Origin of the sequence: Lacibacter sp. MH-610 (genome assembly GCF_045780045.1) — a bacterium.
Lineage (GTDB): Bacteria > Bacteroidota > Bacteroidia > Chitinophagales > Chitinophagaceae > Lacibacter.
In genome coordinates, this window is the sequence record NZ_CP116002.1 from 2,818,813 (window position 1) to 2,841,631 (window position 22,819).

A 22,819-nucleotide genomic window follows, 5' to 3' on the forward strand; every position below is an offset into this window, starting at 1 on the left:
GGGCAAAAATAACCACATTTGCATTAAGGAACTGTGAATCTTGCAAAGAAGTATTAACCCAAAGAATTTGAACTATGACTAAAAACTGGTTACCGGCTTTCATCTGTCTTTGTATGATAAGCCTTGTTGTTTTATCCTTTACCAGTAAAAAAAATAATGCAACAACTGCTTCTGCTTCTGTAGCAAAGATTAACACCATTATAGTAGATGCAGGGCATGGTTTTAAAGGATCCATGAGTTCTCCGGATGGGGCAAAAGGCATCAATGGCCAGGAAGATGTGATTTCCTATGAAGTTGCAAAAAAAGTGGTGGAAGAACTTAAGAAGCAATTACCGAATGTAAAAGTGCTGGAAACAAGACCTACCCCGTTTTTTGTTTCGCTGCAGGAACGAGCCAATTTCGCCAATAGCAACAAAGGAAACTTATTTGTTTCCATCCATTGTAATTATGCACCCAAGTTAAGAGAAGTAAGACGTGAAGGCAGCCGCACAGAAACCCGCTATGTATATGTAGGAAAAGGCAAAAAGAGAAAGAAAGTTAAAAAAACTGTTACCGTACCTGTATATAAAACCTATTACCACCCCAACCCTGCCAATGGTACAGAAACTTATGTGTTTGCGGCGCATAAAACAGAAGACAAAGAAGATATCATTATGGAGAACGGTGATATTTTTGAAAACGAAAAAGACGATAGCACTTTCAATACCAATATCAACGATCCGTTGATTAAACAGCAGGTAGCTTTGTGGACCAAGCAGTTCTTTTCCAACAGTGTAAAACTGGCTGCGATGGTGGAAGAAGAGTTTGTGGGCATCGGTCGTTTCAGCCGTGGTGTAAAACAAAGACAAAAAGGTATCTGGGTACTGCAGGCAACTGCCATGCCCAGTATTTTAATAGAACTCGGATTTCTTTCCAATGAAACAGAGGAAAGTTTTTTGATGAGTGACCAGGGACAACAAACCATGGCCGAAAGCATTGTTAAAGCCATCAACCGCTATAAAGAACTGGTAGAAAAAAGTCCGGCTGCTGTACAACAACCCAATAACGGTAAAAAATAGCCTCTTTTTTATTTTAACAGCAGTTTCTCTGATGCCGGTTGGCAACGGGAAAACATTTCTTATTTTTGGCCCTTACCGAATCTGCCGTAAGGGATTCAATCTAATAAACAACCCATGACTGTTTCAAACGAAACCAAAGTTGGCGCTTTAACTGTAATTGCTGTAACCCTGCTGGTGCTGGGTTATAATATGCTCAAAGGAAAAAACCTCATCAAACGATCTGATGTTATTTATGCCCGTTTTTCAGATGTAGGTTCACTGGAAATATCCAGCCCGGTAAAGGTTAAAGGATTCCGTATCGGCAATGTGTACAGCATTGAAGCTTCTGATGAAAACATCAGCGAAGTGATTGTTGCAATTAATGTGGATCAGAAAGTAAATATTCCGGTGAATTCAATGGCCGTAATCAACGGTAGTTTAACCGGCAGTACATCACTTAATATTAATCCCGGTAATGCAACCACTTATATTAAAGTAGGTGATACGCTCCGCAGCGAACCTTCTGCCGATCTGATGTCAAAACTCAACAGCAGCGTAGATCCTGTACTGGCTAATATCAAGCAGGCAGTTGATTCTTTAAAAATGGTGTTGAGCAGTTTTAATTCTGTGTTTGATGAAGGCAATAAAGCCAACCTCAAAGCAGTGATAGCTAATTTAAAAAACACATCAGCTAACCTTACAGAATTACTTGACAGCAAAGATGGTTCCTTAGCTAAAACATTGAAGAATGCTGAAACCTTCACCACCAACCTCAATAAAAACAATGAAAATCTCAATGCCACCATTGAGAACTTCAAAACAACTTCCAAAAAGTTTTCTGAACTGGAGCTGAAAGAAACCATCAACGGCCTTAACAACACCGTTACCCAGTTAAAAGATGTGATGGAAAAAATCAATAAAGGCGATGGTTCACTTGGCTTGCTCATAAATGATAAAAAGCTTTACAATAATCTTCAGAATACCGTTCGCAGTTTAAATATTCTGCTGGACGATTTAAAAACACATCCGAAACGTTATGTAAGCTTTTCTGTGTTCGTAAGAAAAGACAAAGGCACACCACTGAATGCACCATTGGCCGACAGTACAAATAAATAAGAAGATGCACCTGCTGAGATTTGTGTTGCTGAGTTGTTGTATGCTGTGCACTTATGTTGCTACTGCACAAAAACCTGCGGCTGCTCCTCCCCGTCCCTCTCAAACTTCTGATACAGTTCGGGTAGTAAACATTATCAATGCCAATCGTTTTGATTTTAAAACGATTGACTCTGTTACACAATTACAGATTTTAACAGGGAATGTGATCATCCACCAGGGCAATACCAAATTTAAATGCGACAGTTTGATATGGAATGAACGCACCAACTTTATGGAAGCCTTTGGCAATGTGCATATCAATGATGCTGACAGTGTGAATATTTACAGCAGCTATATGCAATACGAAGGCAATAAAAAACGGGCCACATTTAAAAATAAAGTAAAGCTTACGGATGGCAACAGTACACTGTACACTGATGAGATGGATTATGATATGAACGGAAAAGTTGGTACTTACCGAAATGGCGGACGTATTGAAAGCAAACAAACAACACTGTACAGTAAGCAAGGGTTTTACTATGCTGATATAAAAGATATTTACTTCATCGGAAGTGTAAAGATGAGTGATCCTGAAGTAGCGCTTGCAACAGATTCACTTTTATACAATACCACCAGCGAAGTAGCCACTTTCATTGCTCCTACTACTATCAAAAGCGGCAACTCCATCTCCAATGTTAAAAGCGGTTATTATGATCTGAAAACGAAGAAAGCTGTATTTGCCGGCAGATCGGTTGTAAAAGACAGTACCAGCACCATCATTGCCGATAATATGGTGATGGATGACAAAACAGGTTTTGGAGAAGCCAAAGGAAATGTTCAGTTTAAAGATACAGCACAAGGTGTACTGCTCTTCAGCAACCGGGTGTTCTTCAATAAAAACAAAAAGAATTTCTTAGCCACAGAAAAACCGGTACTGGTAGTAGTGCAGGAAGCAGACTCAGTTTACATCGCTGCAGATACCATCTACTCAGGTTTGATGAAAGACCTGGAACAATTAAAAGGCGGATACATCAAAGAATTTGATACCGTTACCACAACACGTGTTGTAAATGTTGATTCGTTGCTCAACAAAGCACCTGCACCTGTAATAACAAGAGACAGCAGCAAACAAACAGAACCACCTGTTACTACAATACTGGACAGCAGTAAGGTATCCATCAAACCGGAAACAACAGCTATTAAAAAAGATAGTGTTGTAACGAAGGTAACAACACCTCCGGTTACAGACAGAAAAGGCAAATTGATTCCATCAACTGTTGATAGCAGTTCAAAACCAATTGCAGCAAAAGATTCTGTAACGATTGTTGTAAAAGATACCATCAATCAACGGACCAGCTTTGCACCCAAGCCGAAAACAGAAACAGACACACTACGTTTTATTACAGCCTTCCGCAATGTGCGTATATACAATGACTCATTACAGGCCGTGGCAGACAGTATGTTTTATTCCGGAGTTGACAGTGCTTTTCAGTTGTATTATGATCCTGTAGCATGGTCACGTGGCAGCCAGGTAACCGGCGACACTATTTTCATGTACACGAAAAACAAAAAACCTTCCCGTCTTTTTGTTTGGGAAAATGCCTTACTGGTGCAGGATGTAAGATCAACGGCTAATTTCTTTAACCAGATTAAAGGAAGAACGATCAATGCCTATTTTAAGAATGGTGAAATTGATTTTGTAAAAGCGAAAGGAAGTTCAGAAAGTATTTACTACGCACAGGACAGTGATAGTGCGTATGTGGGCATGAACCGCACTACAGCTGATATGATTGATATGTTCTTTGCCGACAAAGAAGCTAAAAAAGTAAAGTTTACCAGCTCCGTAAAAGGTATCACCTATCCTATCCGTCAATTGCCGGAAGATCAGAAAAAGCTGGATAATTTTAAATGGCTGGAACAACGAAGACCCAAGAATAAACTGGAGTTGTTCCTGTAAACTTCATTCTGGCAGTGTCATTATATTTGCACATGCCATTGAAATTCCTCAAAAGAAGTTTTCTTTCTCCCCTGCTTGAATTTATTCACGACAGTCGTGCCGTGGGCATCATGCTCATTATTTGTACTGCTGTTTCATTATTGATCAGCAATACCGGCTGGGGTAATAGTTATGCAGCTTTCTGGAACAGTGAAACACATCTCTCCCATTATCTTCCGCACACCATCATACACTGGATCAATGATGGATTGATGGCTATCTTTTTTTTCCAAGTGGGGATGGAAATAAAAAGAGAACTGTTGTGTGGCGAATTAGCATCTTTCAAAAAATCAATTCTACCGGTTGCCGGCGCAATAGGTGGCATGCTGGTACCCGCTTTGATCTTCTTTGCTTTTAATAAAGGAACAGAATTTCAAAATGGCTGGGGCATTCCCATGGCTACGGATATTGCCTTTTCTTTAGGTGTTGCTTCATTACTCGGAAAGAGAGTACCGCTTTCATTGAAAATATTTTTAACAGCACTTGCCATTATAGATGATCTGGGTGCCATTGTTGCCATTGCGGTTTTCTATACTGAAACGATTCATTTCGGTTACCTGTTTGGTGGCTTAGGTGTGATTGCCTTCCTCGCCATCTGGAATTATTTTAAACTTCCTTTTGGCTTCTGGAATTTTTTACTGGGGCTTCTTACCTGGTTTTGTTTCTTTAACTCAGGAGTGCATGCCACCATTGCGGGGGTTTTATTTGCCTTTACCATTCCCATTAAAAAACTGGATCATATAGAACACAGTCTGCACAACTATGTAAACTTCCTCATCATTCCTGTTTTTGCATTAGCCAATACAGCCATTATTGTTCCGGACGGTTTTGTACAAAATCTCGGCAATAACTTAAGCATCGGTATTATGGCGGGCTTACTTATTGGTAAACCGCTGGGCATTGCGGGTCTTACATTTTTACTGGTGAAACTGAAAGCCGGAAGTTTAGCAAAAGACATTCAATGGAAACACATGATTGGCCTGGGTTTACTGGCAGCCATTGGTTTTACCATGAGTATTTTTATTTCCATGCTTGCATTTAAGAGTTCTTTCACACAGGACGAAAGCAAAATGGCCGTTATGGTAGCATCATTCATCGCAATGCTCCTCGCTTATGCATGGTTTAAAATTTTCACAAAAGAAAAAACAGGAAAAGCAGTGGCATAGTTTTCGGTTATTGGTACAGAAACCGAAAATCATGTACAAACACATCGCTCCGCTCCTGCTTTTTGCACTGGTATTTACATTCAGTAACACGCAGGCACAAACAAAACACCAGGCCGGTGTACGTTTAGGCAGTATTGACCAGTCACTCTCCACAGGATTTACCTACCGTTATTTTCTCAATGAAAAATCGGCTGTAGAAGGTATTCTCAACCTCAGGGGCGATGCGATTGCCTTGGGTGCTTTGTATGAACGGTTTCAAAACATACAGGGTGTTGAAGGGTTACAATGGTATTATGGCGCCGGTGCTTATGTTGGTTTCCAGGGAAACAATAATCTTGGTGTTACAGGTATTGCAGGATTAGATTATAATTTTAAAGAAGTACCGGTGAATCTATCCATCGACTGGAAGCCTGAATTGAATTTAATTGACAACGTTGCTTTCCGTGCTTCCTCTGTTGCAGTGAGTGTACGGTTTGCATTCGGAAAGAAATAGGTCTGGTTTTCTATGGTTCCAAGGTCTGAATTGTTTCAGACCTTTTTTATTCAATATATCTTGGCTGCTTAGGCTTGGGAAGTTTATTCAATTGAGGGTAATGCGTTTTTAACTCATTCCAGGTAGCTTCATATATTGCCGGGTAATAATATCTTTCAAGAAAAAAAGTAATATTATTCAAATAACAGACAGCCCAAATTTCAATTACTTTTTTATTCTCTTTCGCTTTTATATTACCTTCTCTATCAAAATATTTTACCAAAAACTCATCTATAGGAAGAGAATTAATATGATTAAAAATGGCATCATTAATTACATACCCCACAAACATGTTAATAGGGTTTTTTATTCTTGGTATTCGCTCATGACGAATAAGTTTATTGTAAACTGAATCTATATTTCGTTTGTAATTTAAAGAATCAGGGCCAAGACCATAATAGTTGTGAATTTGAACTACAAAAATCATTTCGCTCCATTTATTACCTACAGAGTCAGTAAAATCCATCTTAACTCCTCTATAGGGAAAAGACCCATGGTATAATGTGTACTTCACAAATTCTCTTCTGCAAGAATCTGAAATACAAATTGGACTTTGTCCATTTGTCTTTAAACACAGAAAGCAACAGAGTAACAAAAAGATTCGCATAAAAAGAAATAACAATAAAACAAATTAAATATTGCTTTTATACCTGATAATTTTAGTTGATTTTTTTTATTTCTAATTAATAGTCGCACAAAATCGCCCTAACTTTAATACATGAAGATTTTTTCTGCATCACAAATCAAAGACTGGGATGCTTACACCATCGCTAACGAACCCGTTGCGTCTGTTGATTTAATGGAACGTGCCGCCACGCAATGTGCCGAATGGTTGATTCATAACGGTTATGCAAACAAACATCTTCATATTTTTTGCGGCAAAGGAAATAATGGTGGTGATGGATTGGCTATTGCAAGATTGTTACTGCAGAAAGGATGTAAAGTAACCGTGTATGTACTGGAGTTTGGTCATAAAGGCACCGATGATTTTCAAACGAACCTGCGCCGCTTACATCCCCTTACGTTTGATATTCATTTCATACAATCAGAATTATTCTTTCCCATAATCCAGGAACAGGATGTGATCATTGATGCCATGCTGGGCACAGGCTTAAGCAAACCATTGGAAGGAATTACGCAGAAACTGGTGCTGCATCTCAATCAAACAAATGCACAGCGGATTGCCATTGATATCCCTACCGGTATGTTTGCAGATATCAGTTGTAAAGAAGCCACCGTTTTCCAGGCACATCATACCCTCAGTTTTCAAAACATGAAACTCTGTTTCCTGATGGATGAAAACCAGGAGGCCTTCGGCACCGTACACCTGTTACCCATTCGTTTGCATCCGGAGTTTGAAGCTATCAACAGTTCACCCTTTCAATTGATTGATAAAGCACTTACTCAATCCATTTATAAACCAAGAAAAGCATTTGCACACAAAGGAAATTTTGGACATGCATTGCTGCTGAGCGGCAGTTATGGCAAAATGGGTGCTGCTGTTTTAATGACCAAGGCCAGTATGCGCAGCGGTGCGGGTTTGGCTACAGCATTGATTCCGCAATGTGGATATACAGTCTTGCAAACCGCTGTTCCGGAAGCAATGGTGGAAACAGATAAAAGCCAGTTTCATCTTTCACAAATACCTAAAGAATTATTACGCTATGCAGCCATTGGTATCGGGCCCGGCATTGGGCTGCACGAAGAAACAGCTACGGTTGTAGTTGAACTGTTGAAACAAGTACATCAACCAACAGTGCTGGATGCAGATGCATTAAACCTGTTAAGCATCAAACAAAATCTGCAGGAGTTATTGCATGAAGATTGTATTCTCACACCACACCCTAAAGAGTTTGAACGATTGTTTGGTAAAGCAGCGAATGATTTTGAACGGATGCAACTGGCCTTGTACCAGGCGGCCAAACTAAACGTACACATTATTTTAAAAACACATCATACATTGATTGCTTGTCCTGATGGTAAAGCCTTTTTCAACAGCACCGGTAATGCAGGCATGGCCACTGCCGGCAGCGGTGATGTATTGAGTGGCATCCTTACCGGATTGCTGTCACAGGGCTATCGTGCAGAAGAAGCCTGTGTACTGGGTGTATATCTGCATGGCCTCGCCGGTGATATTGCAGCAACTCATTTGTCGCAGGAAGCAATGATGGCGGGAGATATTGCGGAGGAATTGGGAAAGGCTTTTCAGGCTATTAAATGAATGGGATTTAAGAAAATCATACTCCATTCTGTTCTTTTCCCCAAACCGCCCCGCCAGCCTCATTTTTAGCCTCATTCCCCTATCTTTGCCCGCCCGTACCGAAACGGTACGTTCGGGCGGGCCGCCCTGTTATTTGCAGAGTCGGCGCCCACCAAACTAAAAATCAACTATCAATTGTTTATGGAGAATTTGATTTATCTCGTTCCCGCTATGGCAGTCGTAGGATTGCTGTACACTTTCGTAAAATTCAACTGGGTTTCCAAACAAGATGCCGGTAATGAGCGCATGAAAGAGATCAGCAATCACATTGCTGAAGGTGCCATGGCATTCCTCAAAGCTGAGTGGAAGATCCTGGGCTATTTTGTAGTGATTGTAGCTATTCTGTTAGGTGTAATGGCCATGGCCAATCCTAACAGTCACTGGAGTATTGCACTGGCTTTTGTGATTGGTGCAGTATTTAGCGCCACAGCCGGTTACATTGGTATGCGCATTGCTACCAAGAGTAACGTACGTACCGCACATGCTGCACGTACCAGCCTGAGCAAAGCGCTCAACGTATCGTTCACCGGTGGTTCTGTAATGGGACTTGGTGTTGCCGGTTTGGCGGTATTAGGTTTGGGTGGTTTGTTCATTATTTTAAAACAGATTTTCGTTCCTGCAGGCGCTGATGTAAATGGTGCTGATATGCTCCGTACTATTGAAGTACTCACCGGTTTTTCATTAGGTGCTGAAAGTATTGCCCTCTTTGCCCGTGTGGGTGGCGGTATCTATACCAAAGCTGCTGACGTAGGTGCTGACCTGGTAGGTAAAGTAGAAGCCGGTATTCCTGAAGATGATCCACGCAACCCTGCCACCATTGCCGATAACGTAGGTGATAATGTAGGTGACGTAGCCGGTATGGGTGCCGATCTGTTCGGTTCTTATGTAGCTACTGTACTTGCAACGATGGTATTGGGTCAGGAGACAAAGAGCATCGACAACTTTGGTGGTCTGGCTCCTATATTGCTGCCAATGTTGATTGCGGGTGTTGGTATCTTATTCTCCATCATCGGTACATGGATGGTTCGCATCAGCGATAATGCAGGTGTGAATACAGATGTGGTTCAGAAAGCATTGAACATGGGTAACTGGGGTTCTATCGTGCTTACTGCCATCGCTTCTGTTGGCCTAGTATATTATATTCTTCCTGAAACAATGGTGCTCCGTGGTAATGAGTTCACCAAGTGGGGTGTACTCGGTGCTATTGCTGTTGGTTTGGTAGTGGGTGCATTAATGAGCATCATTACTGAATATTACACAGCCATGGGTAAACGTCCTGTATTGAGCATCATCCGTCAATCATCTACAGGTCATGCGACCAATGTAATTGGTGGTTTGGCGATTGGTATGGAAAGTACCTTCCTACCAATATTAGTTTTAGCTGCCGGTATTTATGGTTCCTTCCTTTGTGCCGGTTTATACGGTGTAGCCATTGCTGCTGCCGGTATGATGGCAACAACTGCTATGCAATTAGCGATTGATGCATTCGGCCCTATTGCAGATAATGCGGGCGGTATTGCTGAAATGAGTGAATTACCCAAAGAAGTTCGTGAAAAGACTGACGTATTAGATGCTGTTGGTAATACTACTGCTGCTACCGGTAAAGGTTTTGCCATTGCTTCTGCAGCTTTAACGGCGCTGGCTTTGTTTGCTGCGTTTGTGGGTGTGGCAGGTATTGATGGCATTGATATTTATAAAGCAGATGTATTGGCCTGTTTGTTTGTGGGTGCCATGGTTCCGTTCATTTTCTCTTCCCTCGCCATTCGTGCTGTGGGTGAAGCTGCGATGAGCATGGTGGAAGAAGTGCGTCGTCAGTTCCGTACCATTCCGGGTATTATGGAAGGTACCGGCAAACCTGAGTATGATAAGTGTGTAGCCATTTCTACAGAAGCTTCTATCAAGAAAATGTTGTTGCCCGGTGCTATTACCATTATCTCTCCTCTTGTAATTGGTTTTGCATTTGGTCCGGAAGCCCTTGGTGGTTTCCTGGCGGGTGCAACAGTAAGTGGTGTATTGATGGGTATGTTCCAGAACAATGCCGGTGGTGCCTGGGATAATGCCAAGAAGAGTTTTGAAAAAGGTGTAGAGATCAATGGCGAAGTATATTACAAAAAATCAGAGCCGCATAAAGCATCTGTAACCGGTGATACCGTAGGTGATCCGTTTAAAGATACATCCGGCCCTTCTATGAACATTTTGATCAAACTGATGAGTATTGTTTCATTAGTGATTGCCCCTACCCTGGCGCAGCTATACAGTCATGGTGGTCATACAGCCGCTAAACAGGAAACTGTAACTGTTACAGTTGATAAAAAAGCTGGTGCAGAAGCCGGCGAATTGAAAATTGACAACCCGTTTATCCAGGCTTTGATCACTGACGGGTTGATCAATACAAAAGAAGGTTTCAGTGTAAACCTGAAAGACAACAAATTAACCATCAACGGAACTGAGCAATCAGCTGAGGTGTTGCAGAAATATGCATCACTGCTCAACGGCAAAACCGAGCTGAACGTGGAAGTTAAAGTTGATTAAAAACTATAAAGGATACAACCATTTAAAAAAAATCGTATTCTTACAATTGTCTAATCAGACCATTATCATTGCCCCTGCATTTCTATGCGGGGGCGTTTTTTTATTGCCTTTCCGCTTTCTTCAGTTTAAGAATTTTTATTAGATTAGTGCTGAGAAGAAAAGCTTATGAAATCATTATTGTACCGCTTACTACTAACTTCTGCCCTGTTTCTTTTTTCTGCGTTCGTACTGAAATCTCAAAAAATTACCGACACCATTTTCTTTAACAAAAACTGGGAAATATGTGAAAAAGAAATGGCTGTGTACTACCGCATCGGCACTTTAACGGTTGATTCTTTCTGGTACTATACCGGCCCCAATAAAGATTACAACCTTAATCATCAACTCATGATGGATATTGTATATGCAGAAGAAGGATATAAACAGGGTCCCTTCAGCTACTTTTACAATAATGGACAGCTAATGATTAAGGGACAGTTTCATTTTAATGAACCTACCGGCAACTGGACCTGGTACTACCCCGACGGAAAAGAAAGGGCCATCATCAACTTTGACGAGGGAACTGATAATTTTCAGTTCATTAAATATGTAAATGAAAAAGGGCAAACGGAACTTGAAAACGGCAATGGTGATTTTGAATGGAGATTTACCATTAAAAATGAACCGGCATTCGGCTACCAGATGAGCGGGCATTACAAAAACGGAAAACGTGACGGTAACTGGAAGTTTTACAATATCAAATCAGATAACAGTCTGAACCTGGCGCTTATTGAAAAATATGATAAAGGAATGTATAAAAAAACGCTTCTTCAATTAAACCGATATGCAGAAACCAGCCATAACCAGGTTAAGAATTATGAGTTTTTACCCCGAAAAATATGGATCACCGAGAAAATACGTTACGATAATTTTTTCAGGAAGAATGGCAATGAAAACAGTGACCTTGCTGTAATACGCTACCTGTTTAACAGGAAAAATTCAGAGATTATAGTTAAGAACAAAAAATTTGAAGATGCACTTCTCTTCATTCTGAAATCACTTGAAAAAAGCAGTAACCAGCTTGATTACAGAACCAAGGCTATTAACGGACGTATAAAATTCAGATTGGGTGAAAATGGCTACCCGGAAGATGTTACGGTAACCGGCGAAGGACTTACTCAAAAAGAAAAAGACTTCCTCATTTTTTATATAAGTAAGTTTAAGGAAATAGAAATGCCCACGGTTGAATCAGTGGCTTTTGAATCCTATCATACCATCAATTTTTATTCTATTGAAGTAAAAGATTATGTACCGGTTTCTATAAGAGATGAAGTTGGTACCGAGTTATTCTTTTCCACACTTACCAGGGATGCGTTTGTAGCCATACTGGAAACCAATAAAAAACAGATTAAAAAATTTGTTCGGTCGCAGTTCAATTATTACTGGTAATGTTTATCCTGAGGTCACACAGATTATTTTTTTGCCGTCTGTTTTACATCAACGTTTCTACTTGAGTACAGATACCGTGTTTATAAAAACAGGGAGAGGACATTGCTTATCAAGAGGAAAGATGCATGAACCATTGTAATTAGGCAACGTCCCCACCTGGCTATTTACTATATCTCAACTTATAATTTTGGAAGACCTTGCTTAAATAGGGGCGTTTTTATTCCGGTATTGTTATTTACTTGCTTGATTCCTTATACTTGATTGAAACAATAAGAACAACAGGGCATATTGTGTATGCACAGAAACATTAGAAATATAGAATAATTTAATTTAACTTGTATAGTAAAGAAGCTGTGTGAAACTGATATACATAATACCCCTTTTATTATTTGCTATTTGTATTGATCAGAGTAAGGTATTGGGTAATTCTACTACATATCTGCCTAACTCTGATAATCCTTCATCTATTTCAGATAATGGATTTTTAACTAAAAGTAAAAAAGCAAGTTTGGGGTTATTAAAAAAGCCTAAGATTAAGAAAAACCTAAAAACGATCTTTTTTGGAGTGATATACAAGAAGATTCTTAAAATATCACATAAGAACGAAAATGACAGCAAAGCATCAACCATATCTTTTTTGTTTTCACTAGCCGCTATTATTTTACTTATCCCTGCTTTATTAAATATTTTTACCGGCATAGTTTTTTTAATATTTATTCCGGCATTTGCAGTTATAGCACTTTTGTTAGGGTTAAAATCAAGGCGTTCAGGCAAAAATTTTAAAAACACATTTGCTATTATTACCGGTGGCTCAATTCTGCTTCTTGGCATTATTATTTCCATAATAGCTTTAGCTACATTCTAATTGCAAAGCAATAACTGTCTCTATTGTTGATTCTTATATGAACATTTCTTATTCCATATTTTCAATAAGTCAGAGTAAATTTTTTCGCCTAAACACCATCAGATAGTATTAAATTTCTTTTAGGTAGTATGGTATGTTTTAATATCGTGTTAACCTTTCCTAAAATTTACAAGCGGTCTTTGTTTTTACGAACCAACTCGTATATTTGATACGAAACAAGTCGTAATACAATGAATAAGCAAGTAAAGCCTACTGAAAGTGAACTGGAAATCCTTCGTGTACTCTGGGAACGTGGAGAAGCAACCGTGCGGGATGTACATGAAGAACTGAGCAAAACAAAAGACGCAGGTTACACTACTACCCTTAAACTCATGCAGATTATGTTTGAAAAAGGGATGGTGAAACGGGATGAAAGCAATAAAACACATAAATACATTCCACTCCTCTCCCGTGAAAAAACACAAAAACAATTTGTAGGTAAAATGATTGATACGCTCTTCCAGGGTTCTTCGTCGCAACTGGTAATGCAGGCGCTGGGCAATCACAAAGCGAGTAAAGAAGAGCTGGAAGAAATTCAAAAACTCATCGACAATCTTAAAAAACAGTAACCATGCTGCAACTGCTGGAAAATGTTTTTTTGCAGGCCCTTGGCAAAGCAATTGCTGCCAGCATCTGGCAAACGGCGATTGTGTACCTGCTCTATCAATTGGTGATACATGCCTTCAAAATAAAACAGGCCGTTGTAAGAAATTTTATAAGTACGGTACTGGTGCTGTTATGCTTTATATGGTTCACCGGTAGTTTGTTCTATTACCTGCAATACCCTGCACCGGCAGCCATTGTCATTGAAAACGGAGCCGGCAATAATTGGGTACAATCTTTTACTGGCAGCAATGGCTGGCAGTTATTTCTGAATTCCTTGATTTTTAAAATCGACCTTTTACTTCCCTACCTGGCTGCAGCTTATTTATGCATCCTTTCAGCACTCAGTTTTAAATTGGTATGGCAACTCTATGCAACACACCAATTACGCCGTAGCGGTATAGCACCGGTGCAGGAAGAATTGCAACAGTTTGTTGATGTTTTATGTGATGATCTTAAGATTGCTAAACAGGTAACTGCCTTTATAAGCCATCAACTGGATATTCCTGCCACCATTGGCTTTTTAAAGCCTGTTATTCTGTTGCCGGCGGCCACCGTAACACATTTAACACCTGCCCAGTTAGAAGCCGTATTGCTGCATGAACTGGCACATATTAAGAGGAATGATTATTTCTGGAACCTGCTGCTGAGTATGGCGGAAATGGTGCTTTTCTTTAATCCGTTTGTTTTACTTCTTATACACTCAGCCCGTAAAGAAAGAGAAAACTGCTGTGATGATGTGGTGATGGCCCATCAGCAGAATGCAGCTATTTATGCTGAAGCATTATTAAATGTTGAGAAGGCAAGGAAACTGACTCCTGCACTGGCAATGGCACTGGGTGATAACAAGCATCACCTCATGCACCGCATCAAACGTATTTTAAATATGCCTGCTGAAAAAAACAGGTTGAGCAGTAAATTGCTGGCATTACTTCTGTTTACGATCCTGTTTGCAATAACCGGTAGTTTTCTCAATAAAAAAGAAAACAAAAAAACAGTTGCACAGAAAGCAGAACAACTACCCCTTGGGGCCAAACAGTCTGTCTTTTATTTATCACCCGATGCGATTATTAAAAAAGAAGACAAGGCTATTTTATTAAAGGATACTGAACGTAAACTGAAACTGGAAATCAGGAAAGAAGAGAATAATGAAGAATTTGTTGTAATGAATGATGAAGGAAATGAAGCTGTATTTGATCGTATCATTTTTGAGAATGCTCCCATGGTTTGGCATTTCAATACAGAAGAATTACCTAAGGAACCAATTGTAACAGGAATTCCAAATGAACTGATGCGCAAACAACTCCATATTGATTCTTTTGTACAGGTATATACCAATAAAGTAAAAGTGATGCAGGAAATGGAACGTTTTTATAAAAAGCGTATGCCTGTACCTGCAACGCCCCATCTTTTATCAAATGAAAAGATCAGGCTGTTTTTTAAAAATGAAGAAGCAAATGATTCACTAAGGTTTCGTTTTAAACAACATGACTTTGAGTTTATTACTGAACAAAGTGTTGAAGGATTAGCTGATTTTTACCGCCGCAGGGCAAAGGAATATGAAATATCCCAACATCAACAGCAACTACTGAGGCAACGGATGGAACGCTTAAAACAAATGCAGTTCCGCAACAAAAACAAAAGACCAAAAGATTCTGCTGAACCGGAAACAATTATTGAAGAAGTACCTTTTGTGTGGACTTCTTACAATGAAGTTTTACCGGAAAAAAAACAGGAACACCAAAAACAGTTTACCATTGTCATTGAAACCAATGGTGACAGATGGATTAACGGTGTGCGGATCAGTAAGGATTCATTACAAAAACAACCTGTACCAGTAAAGAGAAAAGTTATTGAGATTCTGCAGCTCTGATAGTATTACCATACACGTCTCGGACAAAGATCGCCCCACTTATTACCAATTAAAAAGCCCAATACAATTTCATGGGTACCACGTTGCATATACTGCAAGAGGTAATTAGCATTGTTAATATCATAAGAGTAACTTACGTTAAACGTATTGGAAATATTTAATCCGGCCATTGCTGCAAAACCTTCTTTAATACGATAGTTGCCTCCCACCCAAACCCTGTCCTGGTACTGGGCTTTTACATTCACATCAACAAAAGAAGGCATGTTACTTATATAACGAAACATTACAGAAGGGATGATATTCACATCCTCCCCTGCCATGAAACGGTAACCGGCCGTTGCAAAAAAATGAGGCACCAGTGCAGAGCCTTTGTACTGATCATTATTAACCAATGTTATGCGCTGGGGAATAATCTGCTGTGCAGAAACACCAGCAAAAAACTTATCAGAATACAGCCATAACCCTGCACTCAATTCAGGTCTTGTTTTCCTGAACTCAGTCGTTAAGCTTCCTACAGCCGGATCAATGGGATTCGCCAGTTCTGCCTTGGTAGCATCAATGGTGAATCTTGTAAAACCGCCTGCAAAGCCGGCTGACAAGTTCCATTTGGGACTTAAGCCCAAATGATACGCATAAGACACTGTTGCAGTAATCCGACTTATATATCCTGTTTTATAATTTACTACTGAACCACCAATACCATGATGCGGTTCTGCGGCCGTATATTCTTCCCAATAAGCTTTACCACGTGGATTCTCGCCCGGCACCTGAAATGAGGTTGGCGTAGTTCTGTAATCCTGTTTGCCAATAGCACCATGAACCGATGCATAAAAAGTTTGAGGAGCCCCGGGAAAGCCCGCCCATTGATTACGGTAACTCAGTTTTACATCCGTATAATTTTCAATACCGGTTAAAGCCGGGTTAAGAATGTAGTTGTTGAGTATATACTGTGTATAATGCGGTCGTTGCTGGGCATTGCCTGTTTGAACGGCCAGGAAAAAAATAAATAATCCTGTAGTATATCTGAAAAAAATTACCGCAGCTTTCATTAGTCTTGATTGCGTTTCGTTTATCCGTTATCGTAAAATCGTTATATATCCTGCCACTCTTGAACGTCCGTTTTTAGGATCAATTACATAATAATAAGTACCGGCAGGCAAAGGCTGGCCATTATACTTTCCATCCCATGGTGTACTGTACCCTACAGACCTGTACACTAATGTACCGGCTGTATTATAAACTTCCACTATACAACCCGGGTAATCATTGAGGTATTTAATTTCCCAGAAGTCATTGATGCCATCACCATTAGGTGTAAATGTATTCGGCGGTTTCGGCAGCTTGAGCACTTTTACAAATACTGCATCAGAGTTGGTACAACCACCCCTGCCCGTTACACGAACCGTATAAGTAATATCATCCTGCGGTTTTACAATTGTTGGATTTGCACTTGCAGGATTATCCAGATAGGTAGAAGGAGTCCAGAGATACTGCAACCCGTTTCCGGTTGATCTTGCTTCCGATATTTTACGGATGCCGTCCTGCAACATAGTAATATCAGGACCTGCACTAACAACAGGATAAGACCAAACATTGATTTGCTTTTCTGCTGTATCACTTACACAACCTTCTGTTGTGTACACAAATAATTTTACTGTATAAGGAACGGTTGCAGGTGCAGGATACCTGTATCGTGGATTCTGAATAAAGGAGCTATCGCCATTACCAAAACTCCATTTCCAGGTATTAATATTTCGAACAAGTCCGTCACTTTCATCTGTAAAATCAATCGTTTGACCGATACAGATACTATCCACACTTGATTTAAATCTTGCCTTTGGTTGTGGAAATACATTTACCAATTGTTGTGTAATAGAGTCAATACAATTATTACCGCTTGTTACAATCAATTTAACATTATAAGGACCAAGATTGGAATATTTATAAACAGGATTTTGAGCAGATGAAGTATCAGAACCTGCCGGAAATGCAAATCTATTACCGAAGTTCCAACGGTAGCTGAAACCTGTTTGTGTATTATCAGCAATGGTAGAACGATCCGTAAATTGTCCCCTTCCATCGGGCAAACAGATTTTAGGCAGCTGGAAATCTACTTTTGGTAAAGGATTGATTTTTACCTGAAGTGGTTCCGGGAAACTGTTACAACCACGGTTATTCGTTACTGTAAGCTGAGCTGTATAATTTCCATAAACAGCATAGGTATGATTAACTGGATTACTGTTAGAGGTTGTAACTACCGGTGTACCGTCACCAAAATTCCATTGCCATGCAGCAATGCCGGTGGCATTAGCTACAGAACCGGTACTGTTAAAGGTGATGGCATTCTTTTCGCAGAAAGGTGCAGCCGTGTTCAATTTTGCAACAGGCCGGGGCCATACTTCAACCTGGCTTTCTGAATAATGGGTACAACCATTTTGTGCCGTAAATGTGTAACGGATTGTATGAATACCTACGCCTGCTGCAGCAGGATCAAACAAACCGGAAGAACTTACACCGGGACCTGAATAGACTACAGATCCTACCGGTAATCCGCCCGTTTCTCTTGCCTGTGTTATTTGCCGTGGAGCAGCATCCACACAAATGCCGGGTATAGATGCAAAGGTGGTGAGCGGACTTGCATTAACAACAATATCCTGTATGGTATCTTTTTCACAAATAACACCTGAAAAAGCACGCATACGTACCCGGTATGTCCTGGTTAACGGTGATTGAAAATCAGGATAACTGTGTTTGTAGATTTCATCCACTGCAGGGTTATCATCCACTTCCACCTGTGTGGGGTTATTAGCCCAATCCCAATAGATTTCAACCTTAGTAAGCCATCCGAATACAACTGTAGATTTATTTTGAATCTCTATTTCCCTGTTACTGCACAAACCATTGGTTGGCAGAATGCGGTAATCTGTTTTTGCAATTACACCATTTACAGTAAAAGGAATATTAGTGACAGAATCCACGCAACCATCTTTTGACTGTACTCTTAAACTCAACGCATAATTAGCTGCAGTAAAAAACTGAATCGTTGGATTTTTCTGAGTACTGGTTAAAGGATTAGGAGCCGGTGTTACAGGCACTGCACCTGTATTGAAAGTCCATAAATAACTTAACTGCGAAGTACTTCCATCAGCAATTTTTGATGTATCATTAAATGTTGCAAAACCATCTGTTAAACAAACTTCAGGCAAAATGTATCCAATTTTTGGTAGCGGATTGATAAGTACAGATTGTGTAAGTGTATCACTCTTACAACCTTTACTGCTTTCCACCAGCATCTTAATAGTTTTGTTTCCCCAGTTTGCATAGGTATGAGAAACAGGTGTACTTGTTGATGTATTAATGATAGTACCATCACCTAAACTCCAGTACCAACGTACCAGTGTGCCGGCATTGGGTTGTGCTGTACTGTTAAATACAACGGTATTTTTTTCACAGGCCGGTGCATTTAAACTGAAAGAAGCTGTGGGCCATGGATTAATTACAATAGGAACTTCAACGGTATCGCTTACACAGTTTTGATTGGTAAAAGCCCAGTGTTGTACAAAATAAGTTCCCGGTGCAGGAAAATTATATGCAGGATCTTTTACAGTTGATGAGCCTATTACAGTACCGGATGCATTTTTAAATCTCCACTCCCATCTTGTTACAGGATGTGTGATACCATTGGTTTGATCAAGAAATGTTACCGGTGTTTGAAAACAAACTTCAGCCGGTGCATTGATACCTGCTTTGGGTTGCGGATAAATATTATTTATCGGTTTCGTAATAGAATCAACACAACTTTTATTGGACTTTACAATTAGTTTAACCTGGAAGGGACCTGTTGAAGGGTACTTGTGTGATGGATCTTTAATGGAAGCCGTATTCAACGCACCACTGGCAGGATCTCCAAAATTCCATACATAAGAAAACAGATTTTGTGTGCCATCTGAAATAGTTGATGTTCCTGTAAAGTTTACAATACCATCGGGTAAGCATCCATGCAGGTTTGTAAAATTAGGTACCGGTTTTGGATTAATTGTTACCGGTAAACTGACAACGGGGCTTAAACAGCCCGTACTGGATGTAAGCTGCAAAGAAGCCGTGTAACTGGTAACAGCAGGATATGTTGTTGTTACACTGTTTCCGTTGGGATTATTAAGTATTGTACTGTTTCCAAGATTCCAGTTCCAGTTTACGATTGTTCCATAACCTCCGGGCAAAGAAGAAGTATCACCAAACGTAATAGGATTACCGGGGCATTGCGGATTGGTAAATCCGAATTTAGCCACCGGCGTTTTAGTAACCTTTATCACTTTAGGTATAGTATCACTCAAACATCCTATATCCGTCATAATTGCATAACGGATTGTATACTCACCGGGGGTTATAAATATTTTGTTGGGATTGTTAACAGATGAAAATGAATTATCACCAAAGTTCCAGTAATGTTTTACAACCGGTCTTCCAAATCCATTATTATTGGTGGTAAATATTAACAAGGAATCTGTACATCCGTATGCCGGTAATGAAGGCCATGAAAAATCTGCTTTTGGATTTTCAAAAACCTGTAATGGAAAAGGAATAGTTTGAATACCACTGCATCCGTCGGGTGTAGGATTATTAACAGTAACTGATACGGGATAAGTGCCTACTGTATTATAAACATAGGAACCAGGAACTTTAAAAACATACAACTGCCGGCCGTTAAACATATAAGTAGAATCCGGAGTTGGAGAATTATTTATATAGTTTGGATAGGTGGGTATGGTCCAGTTAATTGATACCGGTATGTAAGGCAGAGTAATTGCAAATAAAAAAGGAGAGTTTTTACAAGCAACAGGGCTGTTTACTGTAGCAAATTGATTTGTAGTGGATACAAACTGGGACAAGTCCCGCACGTTTGTACCTCCATTGTATCCATAAGATTCCACACTGCCAAATCCATATACAATGGCCGAAAAGCCAGTATCTGCTGTTACCCTGTGTACAGGATTAAACGCAGAAGATGCTGAAACATCTTCCTGCAAATAAGAATAGTTGGTACCGGGAATATCTACAAAAGTTCCTGTAGGAGCAGCTCCATCGATACGTACGGTATTCTTAAAGTTGCGGTTAATGATAAGATTCACGAAGTGATTTACCACATTGGTTTGACCTGCCGGAACATAGCTTTGATGGGCTGAGAAAAAAGTAATAGTATCTAAGGTTTGCTCAATTGAATTCAGTACCACCATTTCAGGATCCGCATAACAGGTAGGGTTACTCGAGTTAGTAGGACAAGATGCTTTACAGTTTTGAGAAGTTATATATTGTACAACCTGGATTGGCTTATCACCTGAAATAAATAATGGATTTGCTGTTTTATACTGATAGAACCTTCCGTTCGTATTAAACTGACCGGGACCAAACGTATTGGTTATACCATTTTCAGTATAAGTAACTACTGTTGTGGGGTCCTGTACATAAACTCTGTATATATCAGATGGTCTGTTTCTGAAAGGTGCTGTAACAAATTGTTTGCCCCATGAGCGATTGGGAAAAAGTTGCTGATAAAGATTGTCGCCTCCGGAAGCTCCTGCACAATCAAGCGTACTCCAGGTACTTCCTGCAAAAACTGCTACCGGCTTACAACCTCCTCCACCTGATGAAATGGATTTAACAGTAGTACCGCTAAGATCTCCCAACTGTACACTTTGAAATTGATAACAATCCCCTGCATTGGGCAGTGTAATCTGGAATGGAACACCGGCGGGTCTGCCCGCTATACCATTTGCTTTAGGAGTAATTTCAATAACAGTATTACTTTGTGTTGCTACAACTGCAAACTGACTGATTCCACCCTGTGAACCATCACCGGTACTACCCGATCCTGTAACACTTCCATAATTGGTAACAATATATTCAATTCCTAAAACCGGTGTTGGAAGCGCCAGCGTTGCACCGGACCTGGCAGAGCGAATGATGTGTGTGTAAACTACCACTTCATCATCGGCAGTAATTTTAATGGCCGCATTTGATTTAATACCGTCCTGCATATTTAAATAAACCCCGGTATTGGTTGGATTACCGGCTCCGCCCAAGAAAACCCTCGATACCTGGTTTGCAGTAATAGTAAATGGTATGATATTACCGGCAGCATTTACCTGGCCACTTGTGTTTTTGCTGGATGTTATATAGATGCCCATTACTGAGCCCGTTCCATCAATATGGGCCGGGTAGGCAACCCAGAACTCTTTTCCACGATTTGAGAAATCCTGTGCAGATGCAGTAAAAAAACCTACAGAAAACAGAGTAACGGCAGTTAAATATTTGGCAAGAAGCTTCATAACGTAAGGGTTTCCAAGATAAGTATTTCCCCTCATTAATCTAAGAACTGATTGAGTTTTTATATTGGTTCAACTTGAGCAAATAATCAATTGCCCCGGGTCCCTCACAAAACAAAAGATCCAGGATACTGAGATTGGCCATAAAACCAAAACGATCCATAAAGACCTGTTGATAGGTTGGGTAATTAATATCATCTATCGGATGTAAATCTTTTGTTGAAGGCAAGGGATCACCATTATCTGAACAAGGATAATGCGCCAGAATGTCCGTTTTAAGTTTCAGAGTCTCAAAACAAAATTGCATGCATCCAAGGTTCCAATCATACAGAAAACCGGCAGGTTTCTGATAGAGTAGTTCCACCCGCCAACCCAGTTCCTCAAACCAGGGACTCTTTCGATAGGAGTCATGAATACTTCGCCAATGGATGCGCCTCCATTTGCCATCATCCGCTACACGTACATCTTTAAAAAGCCCTCGTTGGTTGCGTCCGCCCAGCAAGGGAACAGAGAGTGAAATAAGCCCATTGGGACCATAAATCCGGGTTCGGTTGGGGTGGAGGGCTTTTAAATACAATGAATCAATACAAAATTTGATATTCTTTGAATTAACTAAAGTTGAATACAATTCAATACTTCCAAAATACTGATAATCATACATTTGAAATTTTATTTTGTCATCCTGTCGTATCATAAACCTAAACGCTTAAAAATGATGCAATAATGAAAATGTAGCTGCATAAAATTTAAATTATTAATTAGATTAAAATTTAATTATAAACTGATTTACAAACAATTAAGACTAAAGTATACACCTATAATTTATTGCTGAACTCTGAAGCTTTAAATGATGCGATTGGGCCTAAGAGTTTTAGCTCAAATTTAAACGATCTGAGCATGCCGTTTTTATATTTATTAAAAACTTGCTCTTATATTGCTCAAAATTTATACACTTGAAATTGCGCTCCTCCCTCCCACTTTGCCTGTTGATTTTTATAGCATCCTGCAACTCATTTCAAACCCCGGAGTACAAGGAGTTCAAAAATTTTCATTTCCAATCGCTCGGCTTC

At 39.9% G+C, this 22,819-nt stretch carries 15 protein-coding genes; 10 read left to right on the top strand and 5 right to left on the bottom strand.

From position 1 onward, the window contains the following. Nucleotides 1-113 precede the first annotated feature (113 nt). The 5 genes from PDL71_RS13040 (at nt 114) to PDL71_RS13060 (ending at nt 5,787) form a co-directional block, all read left to right on the top strand. Nucleotides 114-1,058 carry an N-acetylmuramoyl-L-alanine amidase gene (locus PDL71_RS13040; protein ID WP_407521734.1) on the top strand — a complete coding sequence of 315 codons (945 nt, stop codon included), beginning with the start codon at nt 114-116 and terminating at the stop codon, nt 1,056-1,058. Nucleotides 1,059-1,172: 114 nt separating this feature from the next. Then, nucleotides 1,173-2,153 (top strand): MlaD family protein, encoded by a 981-nt coding sequence (locus PDL71_RS13045; protein ID WP_407521736.1) that lies wholly within the window; start codon nt 1,173-1,175, stop codon nt 2,151-2,153. Nucleotides 2,154-2,157: 4 nt separating this feature from the next. Continuing rightward, nucleotides 2,158-4,089, top strand: a complete 1,932-nt coding sequence (locus tag PDL71_RS13050; protein ID WP_407521738.1) for an OstA-like protein — start codon at nt 2,158-2,160, stop codon at nt 4,087-4,089. A gap of 32 nt (nt 4,090-4,121) precedes the next feature. Then, nucleotides 4,122-5,294 (top strand): Na+/H+ antiporter NhaA, encoded by a 1,173-nt coding sequence (gene nhaA / locus PDL71_RS13055; RefSeq protein WP_407521740.1) that lies wholly within the window; start codon nt 4,122-4,124, stop codon nt 5,292-5,294. Between the two features lie 31 nt (nt 5,295-5,325). Beyond that, a complete protein-coding gene (locus tag PDL71_RS13060) occupies nt 5,326-5,787 on the top strand; it encodes a hypothetical protein (RefSeq protein ID WP_407521742.1) in 462 nt (153 codons plus the stop codon). Between the two features lie 46 nt (nt 5,788-5,833). Here PDL71_RS13060 and PDL71_RS13065 read toward each other — a convergent pair whose 3' ends face one another. After that, the gene (locus PDL71_RS13065) at nt 5,834-6,253 is read right to left on the bottom strand and encodes a hypothetical protein (protein ID WP_407521744.1); all 420 of its coding nucleotides are present in this window, start codon (nt 6,251-6,253) and stop codon (nt 5,834-5,836) included. A 291-nt stretch (nt 6,254-6,544) separates the two neighbouring features. Between PDL71_RS13065 and PDL71_RS13070 the strand changes: the two genes are divergently transcribed. From PDL71_RS13070 to PDL71_RS13080, 3 genes are all read left to right on the top strand, one after another. Further along, on the top strand, nt 6,545-8,047 hold the full coding sequence (locus PDL71_RS13070) for an NAD(P)H-hydrate dehydratase (protein ID WP_407521746.1): 1,503 nt from the start codon (nt 6,545-6,547) through the stop codon (nt 8,045-8,047). A gap of 180 nt (nt 8,048-8,227) precedes the next feature. Beyond that, on the top strand, nt 8,228-10,618 hold the full coding sequence (locus tag PDL71_RS13075; protein ID WP_407521748.1) for a sodium-translocating pyrophosphatase: 2,391 nt from the start codon (nt 8,228-8,230) through the stop codon (nt 10,616-10,618). Between the two features lie 165 nt (nt 10,619-10,783). Continuing rightward, nucleotides 10,784-12,046, top strand: a complete 1,263-nt coding sequence (locus PDL71_RS13080; protein WP_407521750.1) for a toxin-antitoxin system YwqK family antitoxin — start codon at nt 10,784-10,786, stop codon at nt 12,044-12,046. 405 nt (nt 12,047-12,451) lie between these two features. Here the strand turns inward: PDL71_RS13080 and PDL71_RS13085 are convergent, their stop codons facing one another. After that, nucleotides 12,452-12,889 carry a hypothetical protein gene (locus tag PDL71_RS13085; RefSeq protein WP_407521752.1) on the bottom strand — a complete coding sequence of 146 codons (438 nt, stop codon included), beginning with the start codon at nt 12,887-12,889 and terminating at the stop codon, nt 12,452-12,454. Nucleotides 12,890-13,141: 252 nt separating this feature from the next. On the opposite strand from PDL71_RS13085, the gene PDL71_RS13090 reads away from it, so the two are divergent. Continuing rightward, a complete protein-coding gene (locus tag PDL71_RS13090; RefSeq protein WP_407521754.1) occupies nt 13,142-13,519 on the top strand; it encodes a BlaI/MecI/CopY family transcriptional regulator in 378 nt (125 codons plus the stop codon). A 2-nt stretch (nt 13,520-13,521) separates the two neighbouring features. Next, a complete protein-coding gene (locus PDL71_RS13095; RefSeq protein ID WP_407521756.1) occupies nt 13,522-15,426 on the top strand; it encodes a M56 family metallopeptidase in 1,905 nt (634 codons plus the stop codon). A gap of 5 nt (nt 15,427-15,431) precedes the next feature. Here PDL71_RS13095 and PDL71_RS13100 read toward each other — a convergent pair whose 3' ends face one another. Genes PDL71_RS13100 through PDL71_RS13110 form a run of 3 tightly spaced genes read right to left on the bottom strand, consistent with a single transcriptional unit; the run spans nt 15,432 to nt 22,410 of the window. After that, a complete protein-coding gene (locus tag PDL71_RS13100; protein WP_407521758.1) occupies nt 15,432-16,475 on the bottom strand; it encodes a type IX secretion system membrane protein PorP/SprF in 1,044 nt (347 codons plus the stop codon). Between the two features lie 27 nt (nt 16,476-16,502). Continuing rightward, nucleotides 16,503-21,752 (bottom strand): PKD domain-containing protein, encoded by a 5,250-nt coding sequence (locus PDL71_RS13105; protein WP_407521760.1) that lies wholly within the window; start codon nt 21,750-21,752, stop codon nt 16,503-16,505. 40 nt (nt 21,753-21,792) lie between these two features. Continuing rightward, nucleotides 21,793-22,410 (bottom strand): WbqC family protein, encoded by a 618-nt coding sequence (locus PDL71_RS13110; RefSeq protein WP_407521762.1) that lies wholly within the window; start codon nt 22,408-22,410, stop codon nt 21,793-21,795. Nucleotides 22,411-22,819 lie beyond the last annotated feature (409 nt).